The organism is Streptomyces sp. NPDC090045 (genome assembly GCF_044747975.1).
GTDB lineage: Bacteria > Actinomycetota > Actinomycetes > Streptomycetales > Streptomycetaceae > Streptomyces.
The window spans coordinates 147,735-169,014 of record NZ_JBIVFA010000012.1; the positions used below are offsets into that span (position 1 = coordinate 147,735).

General features: G+C 74.3%; 12 protein-coding genes and 1 riboswitch. Of the genes, 5 read left to right on the top strand and 7 right to left on the bottom strand.

Going from position 1 to position 21,280, the window contains the following annotated elements; genetic code table 11:
* Positions 1-24: 24 nt before the first annotated feature.
* Genes ACIPYQ_RS28610 through ACIPYQ_RS28625 form a run of 4 tightly spaced genes read left to right on the top strand, consistent with a single transcriptional unit; the run spans position 25 to position 11,635 of the window.
* Positions 25-1,215 carry a Kelch repeat-containing protein gene (locus tag ACIPYQ_RS28610; protein WP_401256553.1) on the top strand — a complete coding sequence of 397 codons (1,191 nt, stop codon included), beginning with the start codon at positions 25-27 and terminating at the stop codon, positions 1,213-1,215.
* Complete coding sequence (locus tag ACIPYQ_RS28615; protein ID WP_401256555.1) at positions 1,212-4,460, top strand: hypothetical protein; 3,249 nt, start codon at positions 1,212-1,214, stop codon at positions 4,458-4,460. Before ACIPYQ_RS28610 ends, ACIPYQ_RS28615 begins: the two co-directional genes overlap by 4 nt.
* Positions 4,453-9,711: a hypothetical protein gene (locus ACIPYQ_RS28620; protein ID WP_401256557.1), complete on the top strand. Its 5,259-nt coding sequence runs from the start codon at positions 4,453-4,455 to the stop codon at positions 9,709-9,711. Before ACIPYQ_RS28615 ends, ACIPYQ_RS28620 begins: the two co-directional genes overlap by 8 nt.
* A complete protein-coding gene (locus ACIPYQ_RS28625; RefSeq protein WP_401256559.1) occupies positions 9,704-11,635 on the top strand; it encodes a hypothetical protein in 1,932 nt (643 codons plus the stop codon). The genes ACIPYQ_RS28620 and ACIPYQ_RS28625 overlap by 8 nt, the downstream gene beginning before the upstream one ends.
* A 9-nt stretch (positions 11,636-11,644) precedes the next feature.
* On the opposite strand, the gene ACIPYQ_RS28630 is transcribed toward ACIPYQ_RS28625, so the two are convergent.
* The 4 genes from ACIPYQ_RS28630 to ACIPYQ_RS28645 are packed head-to-tail and all read right to left on the bottom strand — an operon-like array spanning position 11,645 to position 17,053.
* Positions 11,645-12,295 (bottom strand): thymidine kinase, encoded by a 651-nt coding sequence (locus ACIPYQ_RS28630; RefSeq protein ID WP_362235998.1) that lies wholly within the window; start codon positions 12,293-12,295, stop codon positions 11,645-11,647.
* Positions 12,296-12,348: 53 nt separating this feature from the next.
* Complete coding sequence (locus ACIPYQ_RS28635; RefSeq protein ID WP_401256561.1) at positions 12,349-13,551, bottom strand: alkaline phosphatase family protein; 1,203 nt, start codon at positions 13,549-13,551, stop codon at positions 12,349-12,351.
* Positions 13,551-14,150, bottom strand: a complete 600-nt coding sequence (locus tag ACIPYQ_RS28640; protein ID WP_030009684.1) for a DUF5998 family protein — start codon at positions 14,148-14,150, stop codon at positions 13,551-13,553. Before ACIPYQ_RS28640 ends, ACIPYQ_RS28635 begins: the two co-directional genes overlap by 1 nt.
* Before the next feature lie 50 nt (positions 14,151-14,200).
* Positions 14,201-17,053: a GNAT family N-acetyltransferase gene (locus ACIPYQ_RS28645; protein ID WP_401256563.1), complete on the bottom strand. Its 2,853-nt coding sequence runs from the start codon at positions 17,051-17,053 to the stop codon at positions 14,201-14,203.
* 185 nt (positions 17,054-17,238) lie between these two features.
* Between ACIPYQ_RS28645 and ACIPYQ_RS28650 the strand changes: the two genes are divergently transcribed.
* Entirely contained in the window at positions 17,239-17,520 is a 282-nt protein-coding gene (locus ACIPYQ_RS28650) for an HPr family phosphocarrier protein (RefSeq protein WP_030026990.1), read from the top strand.
* A gap of 321 nt (positions 17,521-17,841) precedes the next feature.
* Here ACIPYQ_RS28650 and ACIPYQ_RS28655 read toward each other — a convergent pair whose 3' ends face one another.
* The 3 genes from ACIPYQ_RS28655 to ACIPYQ_RS28665 form a co-directional block, all read right to left on the bottom strand.
* Positions 17,842-18,519: a GntR family transcriptional regulator gene (locus ACIPYQ_RS28655; RefSeq protein WP_361762462.1), complete on the bottom strand. Its 678-nt coding sequence runs from the start codon at positions 18,517-18,519 to the stop codon at positions 17,842-17,844.
* Positions 18,520-18,703: 184 nt separating this feature from the next.
* Positions 18,704-19,504, bottom strand: coding sequence for a M23 family metallopeptidase (locus ACIPYQ_RS28660; protein WP_401256566.1), 801 nt, complete (start codon positions 19,502-19,504; stop codon positions 18,704-18,706).
* A gap of 12 nt (positions 19,505-19,516) precedes the next feature.
* Positions 19,517-19,676, bottom strand: a riboswitch (cyclic di-AMP (ydaO/yuaA leader).
* A 217-nt stretch (positions 19,677-19,893) separates the two neighbouring features.
* Positions 19,894-21,261, bottom strand: a complete 1,368-nt coding sequence (locus ACIPYQ_RS28665; protein WP_401256702.1) for a M16 family metallopeptidase — start codon at positions 21,259-21,261, stop codon at positions 19,894-19,896.
* Positions 21,262-21,280 lie beyond the last annotated feature (19 nt).

Here is a 21,280-nt window from a genome sequence, read left to right on the forward strand (position 1 = left end):
GGCGACGACGGAGGAACCCACCCCATGACCATCACCACCCCCGCGGCCGCCACCGGGCAGTGGACGGCCCAGGGCGACCTGCCCGAGGCAGCCTGCTGGTACGGGCAGTACGACACCGCCGTGCCGCTGGGCAACGAGAAGAAGCAGGTCCTCGTCGTCGCCGGGGCCGACGGCCGGTCCGCCGCCCTCGCCAAGGCCTGGCTCTTCACCCCGGGCGCCACCCCGTCGACGGCCGGAACCTGGGGTTCCGCCGGCCAGGTCCCCGGCGGCGCCCGCCGCCTGCACACCGCCACCCTGCTGGCCAACGGCGATGTGCTCGTCACCGGCGGCACCGCCGCGCCCGGGCTGTCCCCGGCCCTCAAGTCGACCGCCGTGTACCACCCCAAGACCAATACCTGGACCCCGGCCAAGGACCTGAACGAGGCCCGCTGGGGCCACGCCGCCGTCCGCACGGCCGACAACAAGGTGCTGGTCTGCGGCGGTTACGCGGTCCGCTCCGGTGACTCGGCCAGGGCTCTGGCCTCGGCCGAGGTCTATGCCCCGGACGACGGCAGCTGGACCCCGCTCAAGCCGATGAACGACGCCCGCGGCGGACACACCGCCCTGGCCTTCCCGGACGGCCGGGTGCTGGTCTGCGGCGGCACGGCACCCGTCGCCCCCGGTCGGGAGGCCGCCCTCGCCTACTGCGAGCTGTACAACCCGTCCACCCCGGTCTGGACCCCGACCGGGAGCCTCTCCCGGCCGCGCAGCCGGCACCAGGCCCTGCGCCTGTCCGCGACCACCGCCCTGGTGATCGGCGGCAGCACGCCCGGGGTGCCCGGCGACGGCACCTACGACCCGTACGCCGTGATCGACGCCGAGCTGTACGACCTGGCCACCCAGAAGTGGACTCCCGGCGCACCGGTGCCCGGCGGCCGTGGACACCACCGGGCGGTGCCCCTGGGCCCGGACCGGGTCCTGGTGATCGGCGGCACCGGCGACACCGAGGACGCGGCCGGCTACCAGAGCGTGCTGATCTACCACACCGCCGACGACAGCTGGGCCCCCGCCGCCGGACTGGCCACCGGCCGCTGGGCCTTCTCCGCCACGGCGCTGTCCGGCACCGAGGTCCTGATCACCGGCGGAACCGTACGCTCCGGCCTGGCCGCCGCCGATCCGCGGGCCGAAGACCTCACCCGCGGCACCGAACTCTTCCGCACCGGAGACGGCTCGTGACGCCCAACGCGTACTCCTTCCTGCCCTGGCTGCGCACCGGGCTCACCACCAGGATCGGGCAGGACGGCTTCGCGGCGGACGGGCCCCGTCCGCGGATCCCGGTCACCCTGCGGCTGACCGGGCAGGGCCCGGACCGCCCGGTGTCGGCGCGCACGGTGACCCAGCAGGTGCAGCTCTACGGCCCCGGGGACGTGGTGGGCGTGGACCCGAGGGCGATCTCCCGCACCGAACCGCAGCCCTCGGTCACCAACGCCGAGCCCAATTTCCTCGCCCACATCGAGTTCTACGAGGAGGACTTCCCCTGGGCCTACAGCCCCGCCGTGCCGGACGACACGGGCCGGCTGCGCCCGTGGCTCGCCCTGATCGTGCTGGCCGCTGCCGCCGACCCGCAGAACGAGACCGGCGGCGAGTTCCGCGAAGGGGGGCCTCCGGAGGGGCCGTTGCCGTACGTCGTCGTGACGGACCCCGGCGCGCTGCCGCCGGCCGACCAGCTCGGCGCCTGGGCACACGTCCACGTCAACGGTGACCTCGGGGGGACCGGCAGCGTGCTCACCGAGGTGATGGACGACCCCCTGGCCACGCTCGGGCACCTGCTGCGGACCAGCCCCGACGACGCCTGCTCGCGACTGATCTGCCCGCGCAGGCTCAAGCCCCTGACCACCTACCACGCCTTCCTGGTCCCGGCCTTCGAATCCGGGCGGCGGGCCGGGCTCGGCCTCGGCCAGGAGGGAGTCGGGGCCACCGATCCGAGCTGGGGGCCGGGCCGGGAGGACCCCCGGATGCCCTACTACCACCGCTGGTCCTTCCACACCGGTACGGCCGGCGACTTCGAGTACCTGGTGCGGCTGCTGGAGCCGGCCGAGGCCGACCCGGGCGTGGGCCGCCGCGACGTCGACGTCCACGAGGCGCCCGGCCCGACCCTGCCCGGCATCGACTTCCCGCCGTCGATCGGCGGGGTGCTCAAGCTCGGCGGTGCGCTGAAGGCCGTACGCCCGAACGACGACTGGGACAACTGGGACAGCCGGTTCACCGCGGACGAGGGGCACCGCCCGCCCGCCGGGCACTACCCGCACGAGTTCCAGGAGGCCCTGGCCGCCCTGGTCAACCTCGCCGACGACTATCCGACGCGCACGCCCGCGGAGGCGCACGCCCGACTGGCGGCCGTCGTCGGCCCGGCCGCGGTGGAGCTGGCCGACGGGGTGGACCCGGTGATCACCCCGCCGCTGTACGGGCGCTGGCCGGCCCGTGCGTCGCGGCTGCTGAGGGCGGCGGACGGCAGCCCGCTGCCGTACGACAAGAACTGGGTGCACCGGCTCAACCTCGACCCGCGGTTCCGGATCGCCGCGAACTTCGGCACCCAGGTCGTACAGGCCCGGCAGGAGGAGTTCATGGCCGCCGCCTGGGCTCAGGTCGGCGACCTGGTGGACGTCAACCACCGCATCCGCGCGGCCCAGTTGGCCTGCGAGGTCGGGCTCCGGCTCCAGGACCGGCACCTGGGGCCGCCGCCTGCGCCACCCGGCGGAGGCGGCGGCCCCACGGGCCTGCGGGTGGCGCGTGCGACGGCCCGCCCGGTGGGCCGGGCGCTGGCGCTCACCGCACCCGCCCACCTCCGCGTCACCGTCCCGCGGGCCCGCCCGGCCGCCGCCGTCGCCGGGCCGGAGGGCCCGACCGAGCAGGTCACGGCCGGATTCAAGGTGGCCGCCAGCCGGATCGGCGCGGCCCCGGTCTCGGCGACCATGCGCCGGATCACCCGGCCCGGCTCCCGGCTGATGCGGACCCTGGACTTCCCCGCGAGCCACCCGCCCGAGGCGCTGCTTCCGCGGATGGACACCGAACCGCTGCTGGTCACCGCGGCCCCCGAGAAGACCGTCCCGGCCGCCGTGGTGACCCCGGTCCAGGTGGACCGCATCATCCGGAGCGAGCCCCTGCCCGACCCGGTGAAGTCCCTGCCGGTGAGCCCCGGTTTCGTCCTGCGCCACCCCGACGGCACCGTCCCCGTACCACCGGCCGCCACCGAGGCCGAGCCCACCGACAGCGAACAGGCCCGGCGGTTCAAGCTGGGCCTGACCGACCTGTACGAGGGCTGGGGCACGGCCACCGCCTCCGCGCGCACCCCGGTGCCCGACCCGCTCGACGTGCCGGGCACGGCCGGACGGGTGCTCGGCGGACTCGACGCGGCCACCACCGTGCCGCACGCCCTGCTGGGCACCGTACGGCTCGACGCCCCCCAACTCACCCCGTTCGTCGAGCGGTTCCTGGAGGTCATGGCGTACCCGGTGATCGACCTGCCGATGTACGAGGCACTGCTGGGCCTGTCGGTCGAGTCCTTCGTGCCCCACCTCGACCGGATCCCCGTGAACACGGTCACCCTGCTCGACACGGACCAGGAGTTCATCGAAGCGTTCATGGTGGGCCTCAACCACGAGATGGCCCGGGAACTGCTGTGGCGCGAGCATCCCACCGACCAGCGGGGCACGCCCTTCCGACAGTTCTGGGACCCGCGGGTGGCGACCACCGTTCCGGAGGAGAGCGCCGCATCCCGCCGGGAGCGGCTGTACGACATCCCGCCGATCCATCGCTGGACGCCGCAGAGCGAGCTCGGCGCGCACGACCATCGGCAGCCGGACCCGGCGCGGAAACGGGACGAGCTGGTTCTGGTGATCCGCGGCGAACTGCTCAAGAAGTACCCGAACACCGCGGTCTACGCACACCGCGCGCGCTGGAACCCCAGCAACGAGCATCCCGACCCCAAACGGGAGCGGACGCCGGTGACCCCGCGGGACCCGGACCGCCCCGGTCCCGACGAGATCCTGCTGCCGCTCTACGAGGCCCGGATCGAACCGGACATCACGCTGCTGGGCTTCAACCTGACGGCGGAGGAGGCGAAGGGGGACGCCAAGGACCCCGGCTGGTTCTTCATGCTCCAGGAACGCCCGGGCGAGCCCCGTTTCGGGGCGGACGACGGACCGCCCGTCAAGGTGGAGGTGTGGAACGACCTGACCTGGGAGGACCTGGACCCGGGCGGCCGGCGCGGGTTCATCGCCCTGGACGGCGCCACCCCCGTCGTCGAGCTCCAGGACCTCTCCGACGTGGTGGCGGACGAGGAGAAGATCGGCCAGCACGGCGAGGACACCGCGCTGCGGTCCTGGAACGCCGCACTGGACTCCGCCGACGTGGCCTACATGCTGTTCCAGGCCCCGGTCCTGATGGCCGTACACGCACAGGAGATGCTGCCCCGTGGCTGAGCTCGCCCGCACCCACCCGGTCCTGCTGGGCCCCGTCCGGCTGGAGACCCGGTTCACCAGCACCGAACTGCTGGTGCGGATCTTCCCGGACGAGTGGTCGGTGGACAGCCTCCAGCCGCTGCCGACCCGGGCCGAGCTCGGTGCCGTGACCGCCTACTGGACCGCCGTCTGGCGGGCGGCCGGCGACCCCGGGAGCGAGCGGGCCGCCTGGCAGGAGCTGGCCGGGCGGGTGGCGCAGGGCCGGGCCGCCGATCTGATCCGCACCCATGCGCCCGCCAATCCCGCCGACCGGCCGTCGGGGCTCGCGGCAGGCACCACCGTTCTCGTCGTCACCAGCGACCGGGCCCTGCCCGCGGAGGACCGGCAGCCCACCATGGCGTACTGGACCGCCGTCTGGCGGGCGCACGGCGACCGCGTGCCGCTCCGCGCCGCCGATGCCGCCCTGCTGGCCGCGGTCGGGCGCGCTCGCGCGGCCGCCGTCCGGGCGCGCCCGCCCGCCGGGCTGGAGGGCCCCCGGCTGACCGCGCAGGACGCGGTCGCGGTGGCCTTCCTGGTGGTGCCGCAGCCGCCCGAGTCGGAGGTCGCCCCGCAGTCCTGGAGCCGGCCGGCCCAGGCCGTGCTGCTGCCCGACCGGTTCGAGGTGTTCGGCTACCGCGACGGCCGGCTGGTCTGCCGGGCCGCCGGCGCCCCCGTCACCGGCCCCCTCTCCGTCGGCCCGGACCCGGCGACCCCGCGCGATGAGCAGCTGAAGGTGGACGAGGAGACCGGCACCCTGCGGGTACCGCCCGCTCTCGCCTGGCTGACCGACTTCGACGCGGCGGTCGCCGCCGGAATGGCCGTCCGCATCCCGCTGGACGCCGTGCTCCGCCGCGGGCTGCACCGGCTGGTGGTGCTCGGCCTGCGCACCGGGGCCACGGCCGAGAAGTCCGCCGAGCAGCTGGCCGGGCTGATCGGCCACCAGGTCCGCAGCCCCGCCGGGTTCGCGCTGCTCCCCCAGGGCACCCCCACCAACAACAGCGAACAAGCCCCTGCGGGGCCGGACCCCCGCCGGGAGGCGGAGGCCGTGCTCCGGACGGCCCACGGCTTCACGGCCGCCGCAGCCTCCGGCGACCGGACGGCGAAGACCGACGGCCAGTGGCTCGCCGAACTCCTCGGCATCGACCCCGCCGCCCTGGCCGGTGTCCCGCACGCGGACCACACCGACCTGCGCGAGGCCCTCGCCGCCAACACCGCCCTGTGGCCCGCCACCTGGGGCAACCACTTGCGCACCACCCTCCACCCGCTGCTGTCCGAGGAGGCGGTGGAGCGGACCCGGGACTTCTTCCTGCGCAACGTCTCCGGCCGCGGCCCGTTGCCGGTCGTACGGATCGGCCGGCAACCGTACGGAATCCTGGTCACCACCGCCTTCGGCCGGCTGACCCGGCCCGCCGCGGACACCCACCGGGCCGGACTGCACCGGGTGCTCGCCGAGGCCGCCACGGACTGGGAGAAGGCCACCGGGAAGGTGGCCCGGCTCGGCACCGCCGACCGCGACACCCACCGGCAGCTGCTGGACATCCTCGCCCTGCACCCCTCGTCGGCCGAGTTCCACCAGCGGTACGCGCAGTCCGTCGACGACCTGTTCAACCGGGAGAACCTGGGCGGCCAGGGCCACCTCGTGGTCTCCGCCCTGGAACAGCTGCACATGGCCGAACCGGTCCGGGCCCTGCTCACCCGGCTCGGCGGCGCCGGCACCGACCCGGACCTGCTCGGCCGGCTCTTCGTGGACGGCCAGCATCCACTGCTCGGCCCGCTGGTCGACGACCGGCCGCCGTCCGAGACGCGTCCGGTCCGCCCGTACACCACCGCCCCCGCCCTGAACTACCTCCAGTGGCTCGCCCAGCACGCCGGCACCGACCTGGAGGCCGTCCGGCAGGAGACCGGTTTCGAGGGCGACGCCCGCCCGGCCGCCCTGCTGTACCTGATGCTGCGGCACGCCGTCCTGCTGGCGTGGGTGGAGACCGGCCGGCGGCTCGCCCTCGCGAAGGGGCTGCCGGCCCCCTCGCCCGCCGACCCGGCGTTCGTCCACATCGCCGACGACCCGGCCCACCCGGAGGTACGGCTGCCCAGCGAGAGCCGGTACCGCCAGCTCTACGCCCCCGCACCGGACATCACGGGCAACGGCGAACCGCTGCACCGTTTCATCCCCCGCGCACTGGCCGACGGGCACCCCGCCACCGCCGAACTGGGGGAGGTGGTCGAAGCGCTGAAGCTGCTCGCGCCGCTGCCCACCGCCCGGCTGGAGCGCCTCTTCACCGAGCACCTGGACTGCGCCACCTACCGGTTGGACGCCTGGCGGCTCGGCCTGGCCACCGAGAAGCTCATGGACCTGAGGTACGGACCGGACGGTACCGGCGCCCCGCGCCGCGGCCTGCACCTGGGGGCGTACGGCTGGCTGGAGGACGTCGCCCCGCGCGCCGAACCGCTGGGCGAGGCCCCGGTGCCGGAGGAGCTCCGGTCCGTGTTCGGGGCCGCCGCCCTGCCGCACGACCCGCGCAACGGCGGCTGGGTCCACGCCCCCTCCCCCGCGCAGGCCACGACCGCCGCCGTGCTGCGCGCGGGCTACCTCGCCAACGGCCACCGGGAGGGCACCGGCGCCTTCGCCGTCGACCTCGGCTCCCGGCGGGTCCGCACGGCCCTCGCCCTGCTGGACGGGCTGCGGCAGGGCCAGTCGCCGGGTGCGATGCTCGGCCGCGTCTTCGAACGCGGCCTGCACGAGGGCCACCCGGGCGTGGAACTCGACCGGTTCGTCCCGCTGCTGCGCGGCGCGTTCCCGCTGCGGGCCGGCCGCCTCTCCCCCGGGTCCGCGTCCCCCGGCGAGGTCCGGCTGGTGGAGGCCCGGACCGTGGTGGACGGCCTGGAACTGGTCCGCCGCGCCACGCGGGACGGCCAGGTCCACTATCCGTACGGCGCCGAGGGCCTGCCCCGGGACGCCTCCGACCCCCAGAAGGCCGCCATGGACGCGGAGCTGCGGAACCTGCTCGACATCCACGACGCCCTGGCCGACCTGGCCGTGGCCGAAAGCACCCACCAGACGCTCGCCGGCAACCCCGAACGCGCCGCCGCCACCCTCGACGCGTACGCGAAGGAGGGCTTCCCGCCGGAGCCGGAGGTGGTCCGGACCCCGCGCAGCGGCACCACCCTCACCCACCGGCTGGCCCTCCACCTCACTCCCGGCCTCGGCCCCGACCACGGCGCCGGCGCGGCCGTCCGCAACAGCCCGCGGGCGCGCGCCGAACCCGCCGTCAACGACTGGCTCACCGGGCTGCTCCCGGACCCGGAGGACGTGGTGGTCCTGGTCACCTGGACCGACCCGGTCTCCAAGGCGCCGCGCGAGCGCGTGGTCACCCAGGCGGAGCTGGGACTCCAGGCGATCGAACTGCTCTGGGCGGTCCGGCCGGCCGGCGAGGCCGCGATGACCGACCTCGACGACCGGATCGTCCGCGAGCTCGTCGGCTCGGTCACCCACCCCCGGCCGGACGCCCTGCCGGTCATCCACTACACCCGCCGCGTCCCGGAGAAGATCACCTTCTTCGAACTGTCGCCTCTGATCGGCGCGTTGCGCACGCTGCTGACCACCTCCCGCCCGCTGCGCGCCACCGACCTGGTGCCCGGCGCCGGCATCACCCCGGTGGACCGCACCGCCGACGAGGCCGTACGGCTGCGCCGGGAGCGCCCCGCCAAGGTGCTGGAATCGCTGTCGGCGCTCAAGACCCGTGCCGAGGACTTCCGGGACGCGCTCGGACCGCTGCTGCCGTCCGGGGCTCCCACGCCGGCCGTCCGGGCCGAACTGCTGCGCCGTATCGACGAGTTCCTCGCCCGGTACGCCGATCTGACGGCCGAGGCGGGCCGCTTCGGACTGCTCCGCAGCGGCTGGGCCGAACTCGCCGTGTGGCGCCGCGGGGTGTTCACCGACGTACTCGCGGCCGCCGCCCGTACCGCCGCCCGGATGGGCCGGGCCCTCGGCGAGGCGGACGCACTCCTGGAACGGTACGACCGGCTCCCGGCCGGCACCCCGGACGCGGAGCGCTACCGCCTGCTCCGGCAGGCCGAACGGCTGCTGACCACGGCGCCGGCCGACCCGCCCCCGAGCCCGCCCGCCCTGTACCGCGCCACCCTGTTCTCGCGCCGCGGGGAGTTCGCCGGCCGACAGGCCGACCTCGCCCGGGTGCGGGACACCGTACGCACCACCCTGTCGGGGCTGCTCGCCGAGGTGTCCGCGCTGCTGCCGATCGACGCCTACGACCACGAGGGGCTCGACCTCACCCCGTACGGCGACCGAGTGGTGGCCCAGGCCCGTGAACTGGCCACCCGCACCATTGGCCTGCTGGGGGACATCGGGGAGCGCCTAGACCGGGCCGGGGACGGCCTTCGGGCGTACGACGCCGCGGTCACCGGACCCGACCGGGTCCGCGCCGGGCTGGACGCCCTGAAGACCCTGCTCGGCGAGGACGTGCTCGCCGTACCCGAGTTCAGCCCGTCCGAGGCCCTCGCCGAGGACTGGCGGGCCGCCCTGAAGGACAGCGACGCGCTGATCGCCCACCTGCGCAGCGACCCGCCCGCACCCCGCAGCTTCCCCGTCGAGGACTGGCTGCACGGCATGGCCCGGATCCGCGACAAACCCCGGCTGTGGGAGAAGACGGTGGTCCTCGCGGACGCGCTGAACGGCTACGGCGGCCTCACCGTCACCCGGGAGGAACCCCGGCTGCTCCCCGTCCAGCTTCCCTACCGTCCCGACGACCACTGGCTGGCGATGGACTTCCCCAAGGACCCGCGGCGGCGCCGGCCGCTCGACGAGGACCGCGTGCTCTACACCGCGCACTACGCGGCCCGCACCGCCCAGCCGCTGCCCGGTGCCCCCGGCGCCTGCGGACTGCTCCTCGACGAATGGACCGAGATGGTCCCGACCGGACGCGAGACCACGGGGATCGCCGTCCACTACGACGGCCCGGACTCGGAGCCCCCGCAGGCCATGCTGCTGGTCGCGCCGCCGAGCCCGGACGGCGACTGGACCACCGAGGACCTGCTCGCCGCGATCGCCGACACCTTCGACCTGGCCCGGGCCCGCGCCGTGGAACCCACGCACCTGGAGGACACCGCGTACGCCCAGCTGCTGCCCGCCGCGGGCATGTCCGCGACCCGCAAACCGATCACCGTCAGCACCGACCTGGCGCTCGGCAACCTCCGGTGGAAGGCCACGGCCCATGACTGAACCGGCCCGGATCGAGTTCCCGCTCGCCCTGGACGAGCGGTACGAACCCACCGTCGGTGTGTGGAACCGGCTGGAGGGCCGGCCCCGTACCACCGACTTCGCCGGGGCCCTGCGGGCGGAGATCCGCGACCCGCTGTGGCTGCTCACCCGACAGTGGCAGCTCGGCGAGTTCCGCGCCACGGACGCCGGCTCGCCGGTCACCGCCACGTACTCGATGGCCGCCTCGCCGCCCACCCGGTACCGCCCGCCGACCGGCCCGGTGGAACCGCTGCCCGACGGCCGAACTCTGGAATCCGTGGCCGAACGCCGCCCGCTGGCCTTCCGGTTCGGCCCGGACCCGGTCTCCTTCGACCTGCGGCTGACGATGGGCCACCGCTGGCTGAAACTGATCCGCGACCTGGCGCTGGCCGCGGTGGAGGACTTCCGCGGGCAGTACGTCGCCCGCTACCCCGTCGCCCTGCCCGATCCCGAGGACCCCGCGGACACCCCGCGGGTGGCCCACCCGGAAGTGTGGGCCACCCTGCAGTCCACCGCCGGCCGCCAGATGGACGGCTATCTCCTCTACCGTCACCTCAAGGACGGCACCGGCCACCTGGCCTCGGACGGCATCGTCAACGCCCTGCACCTCCACTACGAGGAACTCAACGCCCTCGGCCGGGAGTTCACCGCCTGGTTCGAGGCGCTGATCGACCAGCCCGCCGCCGCACCGGCCTGGGACCCCGGCCGCCTCGAGCACCGTTTCTCGGTGGCCGTGGCGGCACCGGACGGCGAACAGGTCCTCGCCGCACCGGAGTACCCCGGGGGCGAACTGGACTGGCACGCCTTCTCCCTGGACCGGCGCGGCCCGCTCGGCGGGACTCCGCCCGCCCCCGCCCCCGTCCACCGCACGGTGTTCCCCGCCCCCGTCCGGTTCTCCGGGATGCCGCTCCCCCGCTGGTGGGCGGTGGAGGACGGGCGCACCAACTTCGCGGCGGTCCGCCCGGACAGCACCGACCTGGCCCGGCTGATCTTCCTGGAATTCGCCCTCGTGTACAGCAACGACTGGTACCAGCTGCCGTGCGACCTGCCGTCCGGCACCCTGGCCTCGGTACGCGGCCTGAGCGTGACCGACGTGTTCGGCACGAAGCTGTGGATCACCCCGGCCCCCGCCGAGACCGGAGACCCGGGCCGGCGCTGGACGATGTTCAGCCTGGACCCGCTGGACGTGCCCGACACGCCGGGCGGGGAGCCGGGCCCGGGCAGCCCCGCACCGGAAGGGCCGACGCCGGCCCCGCCGGCCTTCGAGCGGCCCGTCCTGCTGCTGCCGCCGGGCGCGCCCACCGTGGCGGAGGGGCCGGTGCTGGAGGAGGTGCTGCTGGTCCGCGACGAGCAGGCCAACCTGGTCTGGGGACTGGAGCAGACGGTCCGCACGGCGACCGGCGAGCCGCGCCGGGGCAGTGAGATGTCCGCCGAGAGCACGGCCCACCGGCTCCGGCTCCAGGACCCGCCGGCGCCCGGCGAACCACCGCGCGCCCCGGTGGCGTACCGGGCCATGACCTCCGTCCCCGAGCACTGGATCCCCTTCATCGCGGTCCACACCGGCGAGGACCACCGCTCGGTACGGCTCCAGCGGGCCGCCATGCCGCACGCCGTCGACGGCACTCCCGTCCGGCCGCGGACGGAACTGCTGCGGGAGGGCCTGGACGTGCCGCCGCAGGCCGAGCCCCTGGCCTACTACGTCAACGAGGAGGAGGTCCCGAAGGCGGGCTCGCGGCTGACCGTGGCCTTCAACCGGACCCGCGGCCAGGACGGCCAGGTGACCGTCTGGCTGAGCGCGCGCCGTGGCGCGGGCCGCGGCGAGGTCTCCAGCGGCCTCGCCTTCGACCACCTGGCCCCGGCCCCGAAGCCGGTGTCACCGCCGCCGGGGCCAGGGGCCCGCGAGTAAGGGGAGGACTCAGCCGGACGTGACCGGCAGCACGTCCGGCGACAGCGCCCCCGCCCGCGACGCGGCACTCGTCATCCGCCGGCGGTGGTGGCGGCGGCACAGCACCTCGTAGCCGATCTCCCCCGCCGGGCGGTTCACGTCGCCGACGACCACCTGGGCGCCCGCGACGACCATCTCGCCGTCTATCGTGCGGGCGTTGTGGGTGGCGCGGGCGCCGCACCAGCACAGGGCCTCGACCTGGAGCTGCTCCAGCCGGTCCGCCAGCTCGATCAGCCGCTGCGAGCCCGGGAACAGCTTCGTGCGGAAGTCCGTGGTGATGCCGAAGGCGAAGACGTCCATGTCCAGGTCGTCGACGATGCGGGCCAGCTGGTCGATCTGCTCCGGGGCCAGGAACTGGGCCTCGTCCACGATCACGTAGTCCGCTTTGCCGCCCTTCGACAGCTGGGCGACCAGGTACGCGTACAGGTCCATGCCCTCCGGCGCCTCGATCGCCTCCGTCACCAGGCCGAGGCGCGAGGACAGCTTGCCCTCGCCCGCCCGGTCGTCACGGGTGAAGATCACGCCCTGGAGTCCCCGCGCGTCGCGGTTGTGCGCGATCTGGAGAGCCAGCGTGCTCTTTCCGCAGTCCATCGTTCCGGAGAAGAACACCAGCTCGGGCATGGGAAGTACGGGACCTTTCGGTTCGTGGGTCGGGGTGCGGGACGGGACGGGGGTCAGGAGCGGATTTCGAGCAGCGGGACCAGCTGCTCCGCCGCGGTCATGGAGCCGTGCATGCCGACGAGCGCGGACTCGTTCGGCTCGTTGCGCGAAGCGGTGATCGCGACATCGGCCTGGGCGGCGGCGACCACGTCGCCGATGCGTCCCAGCACGCGCTCGTCGCACTCCCCCGGCGCGCCGAACCAGCCCAGGTCCAGGGCCTCTTCGCGGCTCGCGACCCAGAACCGGTCGCCGAGGACCTCGCGCCACACGGTCAGTACGTCGTTCTGCGCGCCCGGCACCGCGTACACGTGCCGGGCCCGGCCCTCGCCGCCCAGCAGGGCCACGCCGGCGCCGAGCTCCCAGTCCTCGTCGAAGTCGATCCGCGAGTCCTCGTCGAAGGGGACGTCGACCATGCCGTGGTCCGCGGTCACGTACAGGGCGGTGCGCGGGGGCAGCTGCTCGGCGAGCCGCTGCACGAGCCGGTCGACCAGCATCAGCTGGCCGCGCCAGGCGTCGGAGTCCACGCCGTGGCGGTGGCCGGCCCCGTCGAGCTCGCTGAAGTACGTGTACACGAGCGAGCGGTCACCGGCCTCGAGCTGGATCGCCGCGAGGTCCATCCGCTCCTCGCCCGTCATCCGCCCGTGGAAGGTGCCGCCGCTCAGCGCGACCTTGGTGAGCGGGGTGGTCTGGAAGGCGGGCGCGGACACCTGGGCGGTCGCCACGCCGGCCTTGTCGGCCAGCTGGAACACCGTCGGGTACGGCTGCCAGGGCTTGGGCGGGGTCCACGGGTGCCAGCGGAGCTGGTTCATCAGCTCGCCGGTGGCCGGGTTCCGCACGGCATAGCCGGGCAGGCCGTGGCGGGCGGGCGGCAGGCCGGTGCCGACGGAGGCCAGCGAGGTGGCCGTGGTCGCCGGGAAGCCCGCGGTGATCGGGCGGCCGGTGCCGCCGCGCGAGGTGCCGAGCAGGGAGGTGAGGTAGGGGGCCTCGTCCGGGTGGGCCTTGATCTGCTCCCAGCCCATGCCGTCGACCAGGAACACGCAGTTCCGGTCGGCAGGGGTCAGCTCGGCGATGGCGGCGGTGAAACCGGGGACGCCCTGGCCGGCCGCGAGCGTGGGCAGCAGGTCGGCGAGCGACCCGGTGCCGTACTCCGGGACGGGGGCGCCGGCCAGGTCCAGCAGCTCCGGCTCGGGCCACTCCTGCGCCGCGGAGTACGCCATCAGCGGGCGGGGGTGGAGGAGGTGGCTGCTGTTGCCTCACTGAGCGCCTGCGCGAAGACCAGGGTCTGGCGCACCGCCTCGGGGCCGTCGCCGGCCTCGCTGACCCGCAGGCTGAGGTCGTCGGCGGTGGAGTTGCCGGTGTAGCCGTGGTCGGAGTCGCAGTTCGGGTCGCCGCAGGCGGCCGGCTCCAGGTCGATGCGCGAGACCGCGCCCCAGCCGATGGTCAGGACGACCTCACGGGGCAGGGTGCCCGGGGTGTAGGACTCCGGGTTGGCGACGACACGGCTCAGCACCACGGAGGAGATGCTGGACAGCTTGACCGATTCGGTGGAGGTGGTCGCGTACGGGGACGGGGACCCGGCGTCGGCGGCCTGCTCGTCGGTGTGGCTGACGATGAAGCGGTTGCCGGTCAGGACCAGCACGGTGACGTGGCGGCGCACCTCGTTGGAGTCGAAGGTCGTCTCCTGGTGGACCAGGTACGACGAAATCGGCTCGCCGCCCACCGCGGCCTCCACGGCCTCGGCCACGAGGGCCGGGTAGTAGCCGCTGCGCTCGATCGCCGTGCGCAGCCCCTGGGTCGTCGTACCGGATTTCGCCATGAGGTCCATCCTAAGGCCCCTACGAGGCCCCCAGGCCGCGTCGTACTCGCTCAGTAACTGGGGAGGGTCCGCGGGCCGAGGTCGCCGCGGGCGGGCGGGTGCGCGACGCGGACGGTGGCGCTGAGCACGGAGAGGCCCTCGGCGGCGACCACGACGGGCTCCAGGGAGACCCCGATCACCTCGGGGTGGTCGTCCACCAGGCGCGACAGCCGCAGGAGCAGCTCCTCCAGGGCGGGGGTGTCCACGGGGTCGCTGCCGCGCCAGCCGAAGAGGAGGGGTGCGGCCCGGATGGAACGGATCAGTCCGGCGGCGTCCCGGTCGGTGGCCGGAACCAGCCGGTGGGCGGTGTCGCCCAGCAGTTCGGAGGCGACGCCGGCGAGCCCGAAGGAGAGGACGGCGCCCGCGGCCGGGTCGATGACGGAGCGGACGACGGTGTCGACCCCGCGCGGCACCATGGCCTGGACCACGGGCTGGAGCTCGGCCGGCTTGCCCAGCACCTCGGTGAGCTCCTCGTACGAGCGCCTCAGCTCGGTCTCGTTCGCGAGGTCGAGCCGTACGCCGCCCAGGTCGGCGCGGTGGCGCAGGTGCGGGGCGGTGGTCTTCAGCGCCACCGGGTACCCCAGGATCCCGGCGGCCCGGACCGCCGCGTCGGCGCTGGGCGCGGGCAGGGCGGACCGGACGGCGATCCCGTACCGGGCGAGCAGCTCGCGGGCGTCCCATTCCGCCAGGGTCAGCACGGCTCCGCCGTCGACGTCGGCCAGCAGCCCGGTCAGCTGCGCGGCCGCCCCGGCCTCGTCCACGTCCTCGAACTCGGGCACGTGCCCGCCCTCGGCGAGGCCGCGGCGCCACTGTCCGTACCGGACGGCTTCGGCGAGGGCCCGTACGGCCCGCTCGGCGGCGGGGTAGCTGGGGATCCGGTCACCTGCGGGGGGCTTCTCCGCCGCCCCGCCCGATGCGTCCCGCCCGGGGTTCGGGGGGACGGGCGGGTAGGGCGCGTACGGCGTCGGCGTCGGGGTCCCGCCGAGGCGGGGCCGCAGGCCCGGTGCGTCGGGAGGGGGCGGGGTGGGGGACGGGCCGCGCGCGGCGGACAGGGCTTCGACGAGCTCGCCGAGCTCCACGTGCACCACGGCCACGGGCTTGCCCGGGACCTCGGCCACGGCCTCCCGCAGGGCGTCGGCCAGGTCGTCGGCCAGCGCGTGTTCGCTCACCCAGGGAATGGCCGTGACCACGACCGCGTCGCAGTCCTCGGAGGCGAGCGCGGCGGCCAGGGCGGCCCGGAAGTCCTCCGGCGCGGCCGCCGTCGTCAGGTCCAGCGGCGGCAGCGGCCGCAGGCCCTGGGCCAGGCAGGCGTCGTAGGTGAGGACGCCGAGGGACTCGGAGTTGCCGAGGATCGCGATCCGGGGCCCGGCGGGCAGCGGCTGCGCGGCCAGCAGGAGGCCGACGTCCACCAGCTCCGTGACCGTGTCGACCCGGATGACGCCGGCCTGCCGCAGCAGCGCGGAGACGGTGGCCTCCGGCAGCCTGGTGCCGGGGACGACGTGGCCGGCCGGGGTGTGGCGGCCGCCCTTGGCGACGACCACCGGCTTGACCGCGGCCGTCCGGCGGGCGAGGCGGGTGAACTTCCGCGGGTTGCCCAGGGTTTCGAGGTACATCAGGGCGACGTCGGTGGCCTCGTCGTCGTACCAGTACTGGAGGATGTCGTTGCCGGAGACGTCGGCCCGGTTCCCCGCGGAGACGAAGGAGGACAGGCCCTCGCCGCGCCGCAGCAGCGCGGAGAGCAGGGCGATGCCGATCGCCCCGGACTGCGTGAAGAGGCCGATCCGGCCCCGCATCGGCATCGGCGCGGGCGTCAGCGAGGCGTTGAGCTCCACCTCCGGCGCGGTGTTGATCACACCGTAGGCGTTCGGTCCGATCAGCCGCATCCCGTACGAGCGCACCTGCCGCACGAGTTCGCGCTGGCGGGCCAGTCCGGCCTGGCCGCTCTCCCCGTATCCGGCGGACAGGACGACGAGCCCCTGCACCCCGTGCTCGCCGCAGGCGGCCACCGCGTCGGGGACCCGCTCGGCCGGAACGGCGATCACCGCGAGGTCGACGGGGGCGCCGATGGCCCCGATCGTGCGGTAGGCCCGTACGCCGTCGAGCAGATCGCGCTCGACGGCCTCGTTGACTGCGTAGAGGTGGCCGTGGAAGCCGCTGTCCCGGAGGTTGCGGAGGGCGGCCGCGCCCACACCGGCGCCGGAGCGGCTGACTCCGACGACGGCGACCGAGCCGGGGGCCAGCAGCCGCTGCACCGAGTGGGCCTCGGCGCGCTGTTCGCGGGCGCGCTGCACGGCCAGGGACTCGGCGGTGGGTTCGAGGTCGAGGGTGAGGTGGACGGAGCCGTCCTCGAAGCTGCGCTTCTGCTGGTAGCCGACGTCCGTGAACACTTTGATCATCTTGGTGTTGGCGGGCAGCACCTCGGCGGCGAACCGGCGGATGCCGCGCTCCCTGGCCACCGCCCCGATGTGTTCGAGGAGGGCGGAGGCGACCCCGCGGCCCTGGTGGGCGTCCTGGACGAGGAAGGCGACCTCGGCCTCGTCGGCGGGTTCCGAGGCGGGCCGGCCGTCGGGGCCGATGCGGTCGTAGCGGACGGTGCCGATGAACTCCCCGCCGATGGTCGCCGCGAGGCCCACCCGGTCCACGTAGTCGTGGTGCGTGAAGCGGCGCACGTCGCGGTCGGAGAGCCGGGGGTGGGGGGCGAAGAACCGGTAGTACTTCGACTCGTCGGAGACCTGCTCGTAGAAGCTGACGAGCCGGCCCGCGTCCTCGGTGGTGATCGGCCTGATCCGGGCGGTGCCGCCGTCGCGGAGGACGACATCGGCTTCCCAGTGGGCCGGGTACGAGGGGTCCGACTCGATGGTCATGGGGTCACCTTAAGGCCGGGAGGGGCCCGGCAGCCCCCCGCGCGGCGCATGAGGCAACCCGGGACGAATGAGTGCAAGCTGGGGAAGGTCGAACGGCGGCGGATCCGGGCCGGAGGTCGGTCGGAGCATTCGGGGCGTCGTGAGAGACTGGTCTAGACAACCGTAAGAACCTGAAGGGCATCACCATGGCAGAGCGCCGCGTCAACGTCGGCTGGGCCGAGGGCCTGCACGCTCGTCCCGCCTCGATCTTCGTCCGTGCGACGACCGCTTCCGGCGTCCCGGTGACCATCGCGAAGTCCGGCGGCGACCCCGTCAACGCCGCCTCCATGCTGGCGGTTCTGGGCCTGGGCGCCCAGGGCGGCGAGGAGATCGTCCTCGCCTCCGAGGCCGAGGGTGCGGAAGCCGCACTGGACCGCCTCGCGAAGCTGGTCGCCGAGGGCCTCGAGGAGCTCCCCGAGACCGTCTGACCCTTCGGGTTCGACCCGCGCGGTACCGCGCCGAAGCCGCGGCCCCCGATCGCCAGGGGGCCGCGGCTTCGGCGTTTGTCGTCTCGGGGCCCGCGGGCGGCGGCGCCCGCCGGAGGCCGGGGCGCCCCACCGGGCGCCGGATCGACGGAAAGCCGGTCTTCCGCACACCGCGGGCCGCACCGGAATTCAGGTCACCAGGAAATTCGGCAGGCCGGAAATCAATTCCGGCCGCGGCGTGCCCGCACCACTCCCACGGCGAATTAACACCGGCCGTGAATTCCGGCGGCAGTGCCCGACACCACCCTTTGTATACGGCTCCTGTTAATGCCGGCCGCTCGACATGTTTACGGCACGTTGCGAAGTGCTCACCGCCGGACGGAGCCGCAGCCGGTGCGCCCCCGCGGCCCGGTCGGCGTGGAGCACGGTCAGCGCCCGCGCCCGCTCCGCGTCCCCGCGGGCCACCGCGTCCACTATCGCGCCGTGCTCCGCCCAGGACTCCACGGGCCGCACCGGCGCCTCCACCACGTACATCCACGCCACCTTGTGCCGCATCTGCGTGAGCATGGCGACCAGCCCGGGGCTGCCGGAGGCCTGCGCGAGCGTCTCGTGGAACCAGCCGCCCAGGGACCGCAGGTCCTCCCCCTGCCCCCGCCTGGCCCGCTCCTGCCCCAGCCTGACCAGCCCGCGCAGCACCTTGAGGTGCGCCTCGGTGCGCCGCCGGGCGGCCCGGGCGGCCGCCAGCGGCTCCAGGAGCATCCGCACCTCCAGGAGGTCCGTGGCCTCCTGCTCGGTCGGTTCGGCCACGCAGGCCCCCGCATGGCGCCGCGTGGTCACGAAGCCCTCGGACTCCAGGGTCCGCAGCGCCTCGCGGACCGGGACCCGCGAGACTCCGTACCGGCGGGCCAGCACCTCCTCGGTCAGCCGGCCCCCCGGCTCGAACACTCCGGAGACGATGTCGTCGCGGATTGCTGTGCATACCGCGTGCGCAGGAATACGCAAGACCGAACCTCCGCCTATTTCCGACCGCCAGCCTGATTGCACGCACATGCGCGCGCTGCAACTCTATTGCAACACACGATAATTTCCGAGAGCGGCCGGAAATGCGAAACATTTGCACAGAGACGCAACACGAAGGCCCCGGCTCGGGGAGCCGGGGCCTTCGGTGAAGCGGTGCGGAACGGGGTCAGAGGCTGACGCCGTGCGAGCGCAGGTACGCGACCGGGTCGATGTCCGAGCCGTACTGCGAGCCCGTGCGGGCCTCGAAGTGCAGGTGCGGGCCGCTGGAGTTGCCGGTGGAGCCCGACAGGCCGATCTGCTGGCCCGGGGTGACCTGCTCGCCGACGGAGACGTTCAGCGAGGCCAGGTGCCCGTACTGGGTGAACGTACCGTCGTTGTGCTTGATGACGACGTTGTTGCCGTAGGCGCCGCCCCAGCCGGCCTCGACGACGGTGCCGACGCCCACCGCGTGGACCGAGGTGCCGGAGGAGGCGTGGAAGTCGATGCCGGTGTGGCTGCCGGAAGACCACATGCCGCCGCCCGCGTGGTACTGCGTGCTGACGTACGAGCCGTCGACCGGGGCGACGAAGGTGTTGAGGCGCTTGCGCTCCTCCTCGCGGGCCGCACGCTCGGCGGCGTCGCGCTCGGCCTTCGCCTTGGCCTCGGCGAGGCGCTTGGACTCGGCGGCCTTCTGCTTGGCCTCCGCCTCCGCCTGCGCCTTGGCGGCGGCGTGCTCGGCGGCGCGGTGCTGGGAATCGGCCTGCTCGGCGATGTCACCCGCGAGGTCCTCGGCGACGACCACGGCACCCAGCCCGTTCTCCGGGGCGGAGCTGCTGTGGTTGTCCGCGGCGAAGGCCGGGGCGGCGAGGGAGCCGACGACACCCGTGGTGGCGATCGCGGCGATACCGGCGTAACCGGCGGTCTTCTTGCTCAGACGGCTGGAGCCACGGTGCTTACCGGTACCAGCGGGACGACTGCCAAACGCCATGAAGGGTTTGATCCTTTCCTTCCTTCTCGCCTACCGGGTTAGCTGACGGGTTCGGAGCAGGAAGGTCTCCTACGGGCCTCCTCTTGCGAGGGGGTCCGATTCACCCCAGGGACTCATGTGGGTCCCCGGCTCCCCAGGCTCGCGCCTGACGGGGACTCGGCGATCGCTGTCCGGTGCCGCGGATGCGGCGGGCACAACTGACGGACAGCAGGGCCGACGCTAGGCGGATCATCAGTCAATCGCCAAACAGACGCGCCTTTTTGTTGCGTACGCCACACCCCATACGAGCAACCTAGCCGCCAAACGGACAAAAGGGGCTCCGGCGGTTGCGCCCGCCAGAGCCCCTGCGCGATCCGTCGGTCGACCGTCAGCCGGCCGTCACCGACAGGTCAGTTGGTGACGACCGTGACCTCACCGATCCCGAGGGCGCGCACCGGCTCCTCGATCACCGCCGCGTCGCCCACCAGGATCGTGACCAGGCGGTCCGCCGGGAAGGCCTTCACGACCGCCGTGGTCGCCTCCACGGTGCCGGTTTCAGCCAGCCGCGCGTACAACTGCGCCTGGTAGTCGTCCGGCAGCTCCTGCTCGACCTGGTCGGCGAGGGTGCCCGCGACCGAGGCCGCCGTCTCGAACTTCAGCGGGGCCACGCCCACCAGGTTCTGTACGGCCACGTCGCGTTCGGCGTCGGTCAGACCGCCCTCCGCGAGGGTGCGCAGCACCTTCCAGAGGTCCTCCAGCGCCGGTCCGGTGTTCGGGGTGTCCACCGAGCCGCTGATGGCGAGCATCGAGGCGCCCTTGCCGTCGGCGGTGGAGCGCAGCACCTGGCCGAAGGCGCGCACGCCGTAGGTGTACCCCTTCTCCTCGCGCAGCACCTTGTCCAGGCGGGAGGTGAGGGTGCCGCCCAGGCAGTACGTGCCCAGCACCTGGGCCGCCCAGACCTGGTCGTGGCGGTCCGGCCCGGTCCGGCCGATCAGCAGCTGTGTCTGGACCGCGCCGGGCCGGTCCACGATGACCACGCGGCCGGTGTCGTCCGCGGTCACCGGCGGCACCGGAAGGGCCGCGGCGGTGTTGCCCGTCCACGCGCCCAGGGTGTCCGCCAGCACGGCGTCCAGGTCGATGCCGGTCAGGTCGCCGACGACCACCGCGGTGGCGGTGGCGGGGCGTACGTGGGCCTCGTAGAAGGCGCGTACGGCGCCGGAGTCGATCCGGGCGACGGTCTCCTCGGTGCCCTGGCGCGGCCGGGACATCCGCAGGGACGCCGGGAACAGTTCCTTGGAGAGCTGCTTGGCGGCGCGGCGCTGGGGGTTGGCCAACTCGTGCGGGATCTCGTCGAGCCGGTTGCGCACCAGGCGGTCCACCTCGGCGTCGGCGAAGGCGGGGGCGCGGAGCGCCTCGGCGAGCAGGCTCAGCGCCTTGGCCAGCCGGGAGGCCGGGACCTCCAGGGAGACCCGGATGCCCGGGTGGTCGGCGTGCGCGTCGAGGGTGGCGCCGCAGCGCTCCAGCTCGGCCGCGAACTCCTCGGCGGAGTGCTTGTCGGTGCCCTCGGAGAGCGCGCGCGCCATGATGGTCGCCACGCCGTCCAGGCCCTCGGGCTCGGCGTCGAGCGGGGCGGCGAGGTTGACCTCGACCGCGATCACCTGCTGGCCCGGCCGGTGGCAGCGCAGCAGGGTCAGCCCGTTGGACAGCACCCCGCGGTCGGGGGCCGGGAAGGCCCACGGCTGCGGCTCGCCGGCCTGCGGGCGCGGGTGGAAGGTCATCGTGACGGCTGCGGTGTCG

Bases quoted from the DNA above. Each gene is read 5' to 3' on its own strand.
- ACIPYQ_RS28660 (WP_401256566.1), bottom strand. From the start codon at position 19,504: ATGGCGTTTGGCAGTCGTCCCGCTGGTACCGGTAAGCACCGTGGCTCC.
- ACIPYQ_RS28610 (WP_401256553.1), top strand. From the start codon at position 25: ATGACCATCACCACCCCCGCGGCCGCCACCGGGCAGTGGACGGCCCAG.
- ACIPYQ_RS28650 (WP_030026990.1), top strand. From the start codon at position 17,239: ATGGCAGAGCGCCGCGTCAACGTCGGCTGGGCCGAGGGCCTGCACGCT.
- ACIPYQ_RS28630 (WP_362235998.1), bottom strand. From the start codon at position 12,295: ATGCCCGAGCTGGTGTTCTTCTCCGGAACGATGGACTGCGGAAAGAGC.
- ACIPYQ_RS28625 (WP_401256559.1), top strand. From the start codon at position 9,704: ATGACTGAACCGGCCCGGATCGAGTTCCCGCTCGCCCTGGACGAGCGG.
- ACIPYQ_RS28665 (WP_401256702.1), bottom strand. From the start codon at position 21,261: ATGACCTTCCACCCGCGCCCGCAGGCCGGCGAGCCGCAGCCGTGGGCC.
- ACIPYQ_RS28635 (WP_401256561.1), bottom strand. From the start codon at position 13,551: ATGGCGTACTCCGCGGCGCAGGAGTGGCCCGAGCCGGAGCTGCTGGAC.
- ACIPYQ_RS28645 (WP_401256563.1), bottom strand. From the start codon at position 17,053: ATGACCATCGAGTCGGACCCCTCGTACCCGGCCCACTGGGAAGCCGAT.
- ACIPYQ_RS28640 (WP_030009684.1), bottom strand. From the start codon at position 14,150: ATGGCGAAATCCGGTACGACGACCCAGGGGCTGCGCACGGCGATCGAG.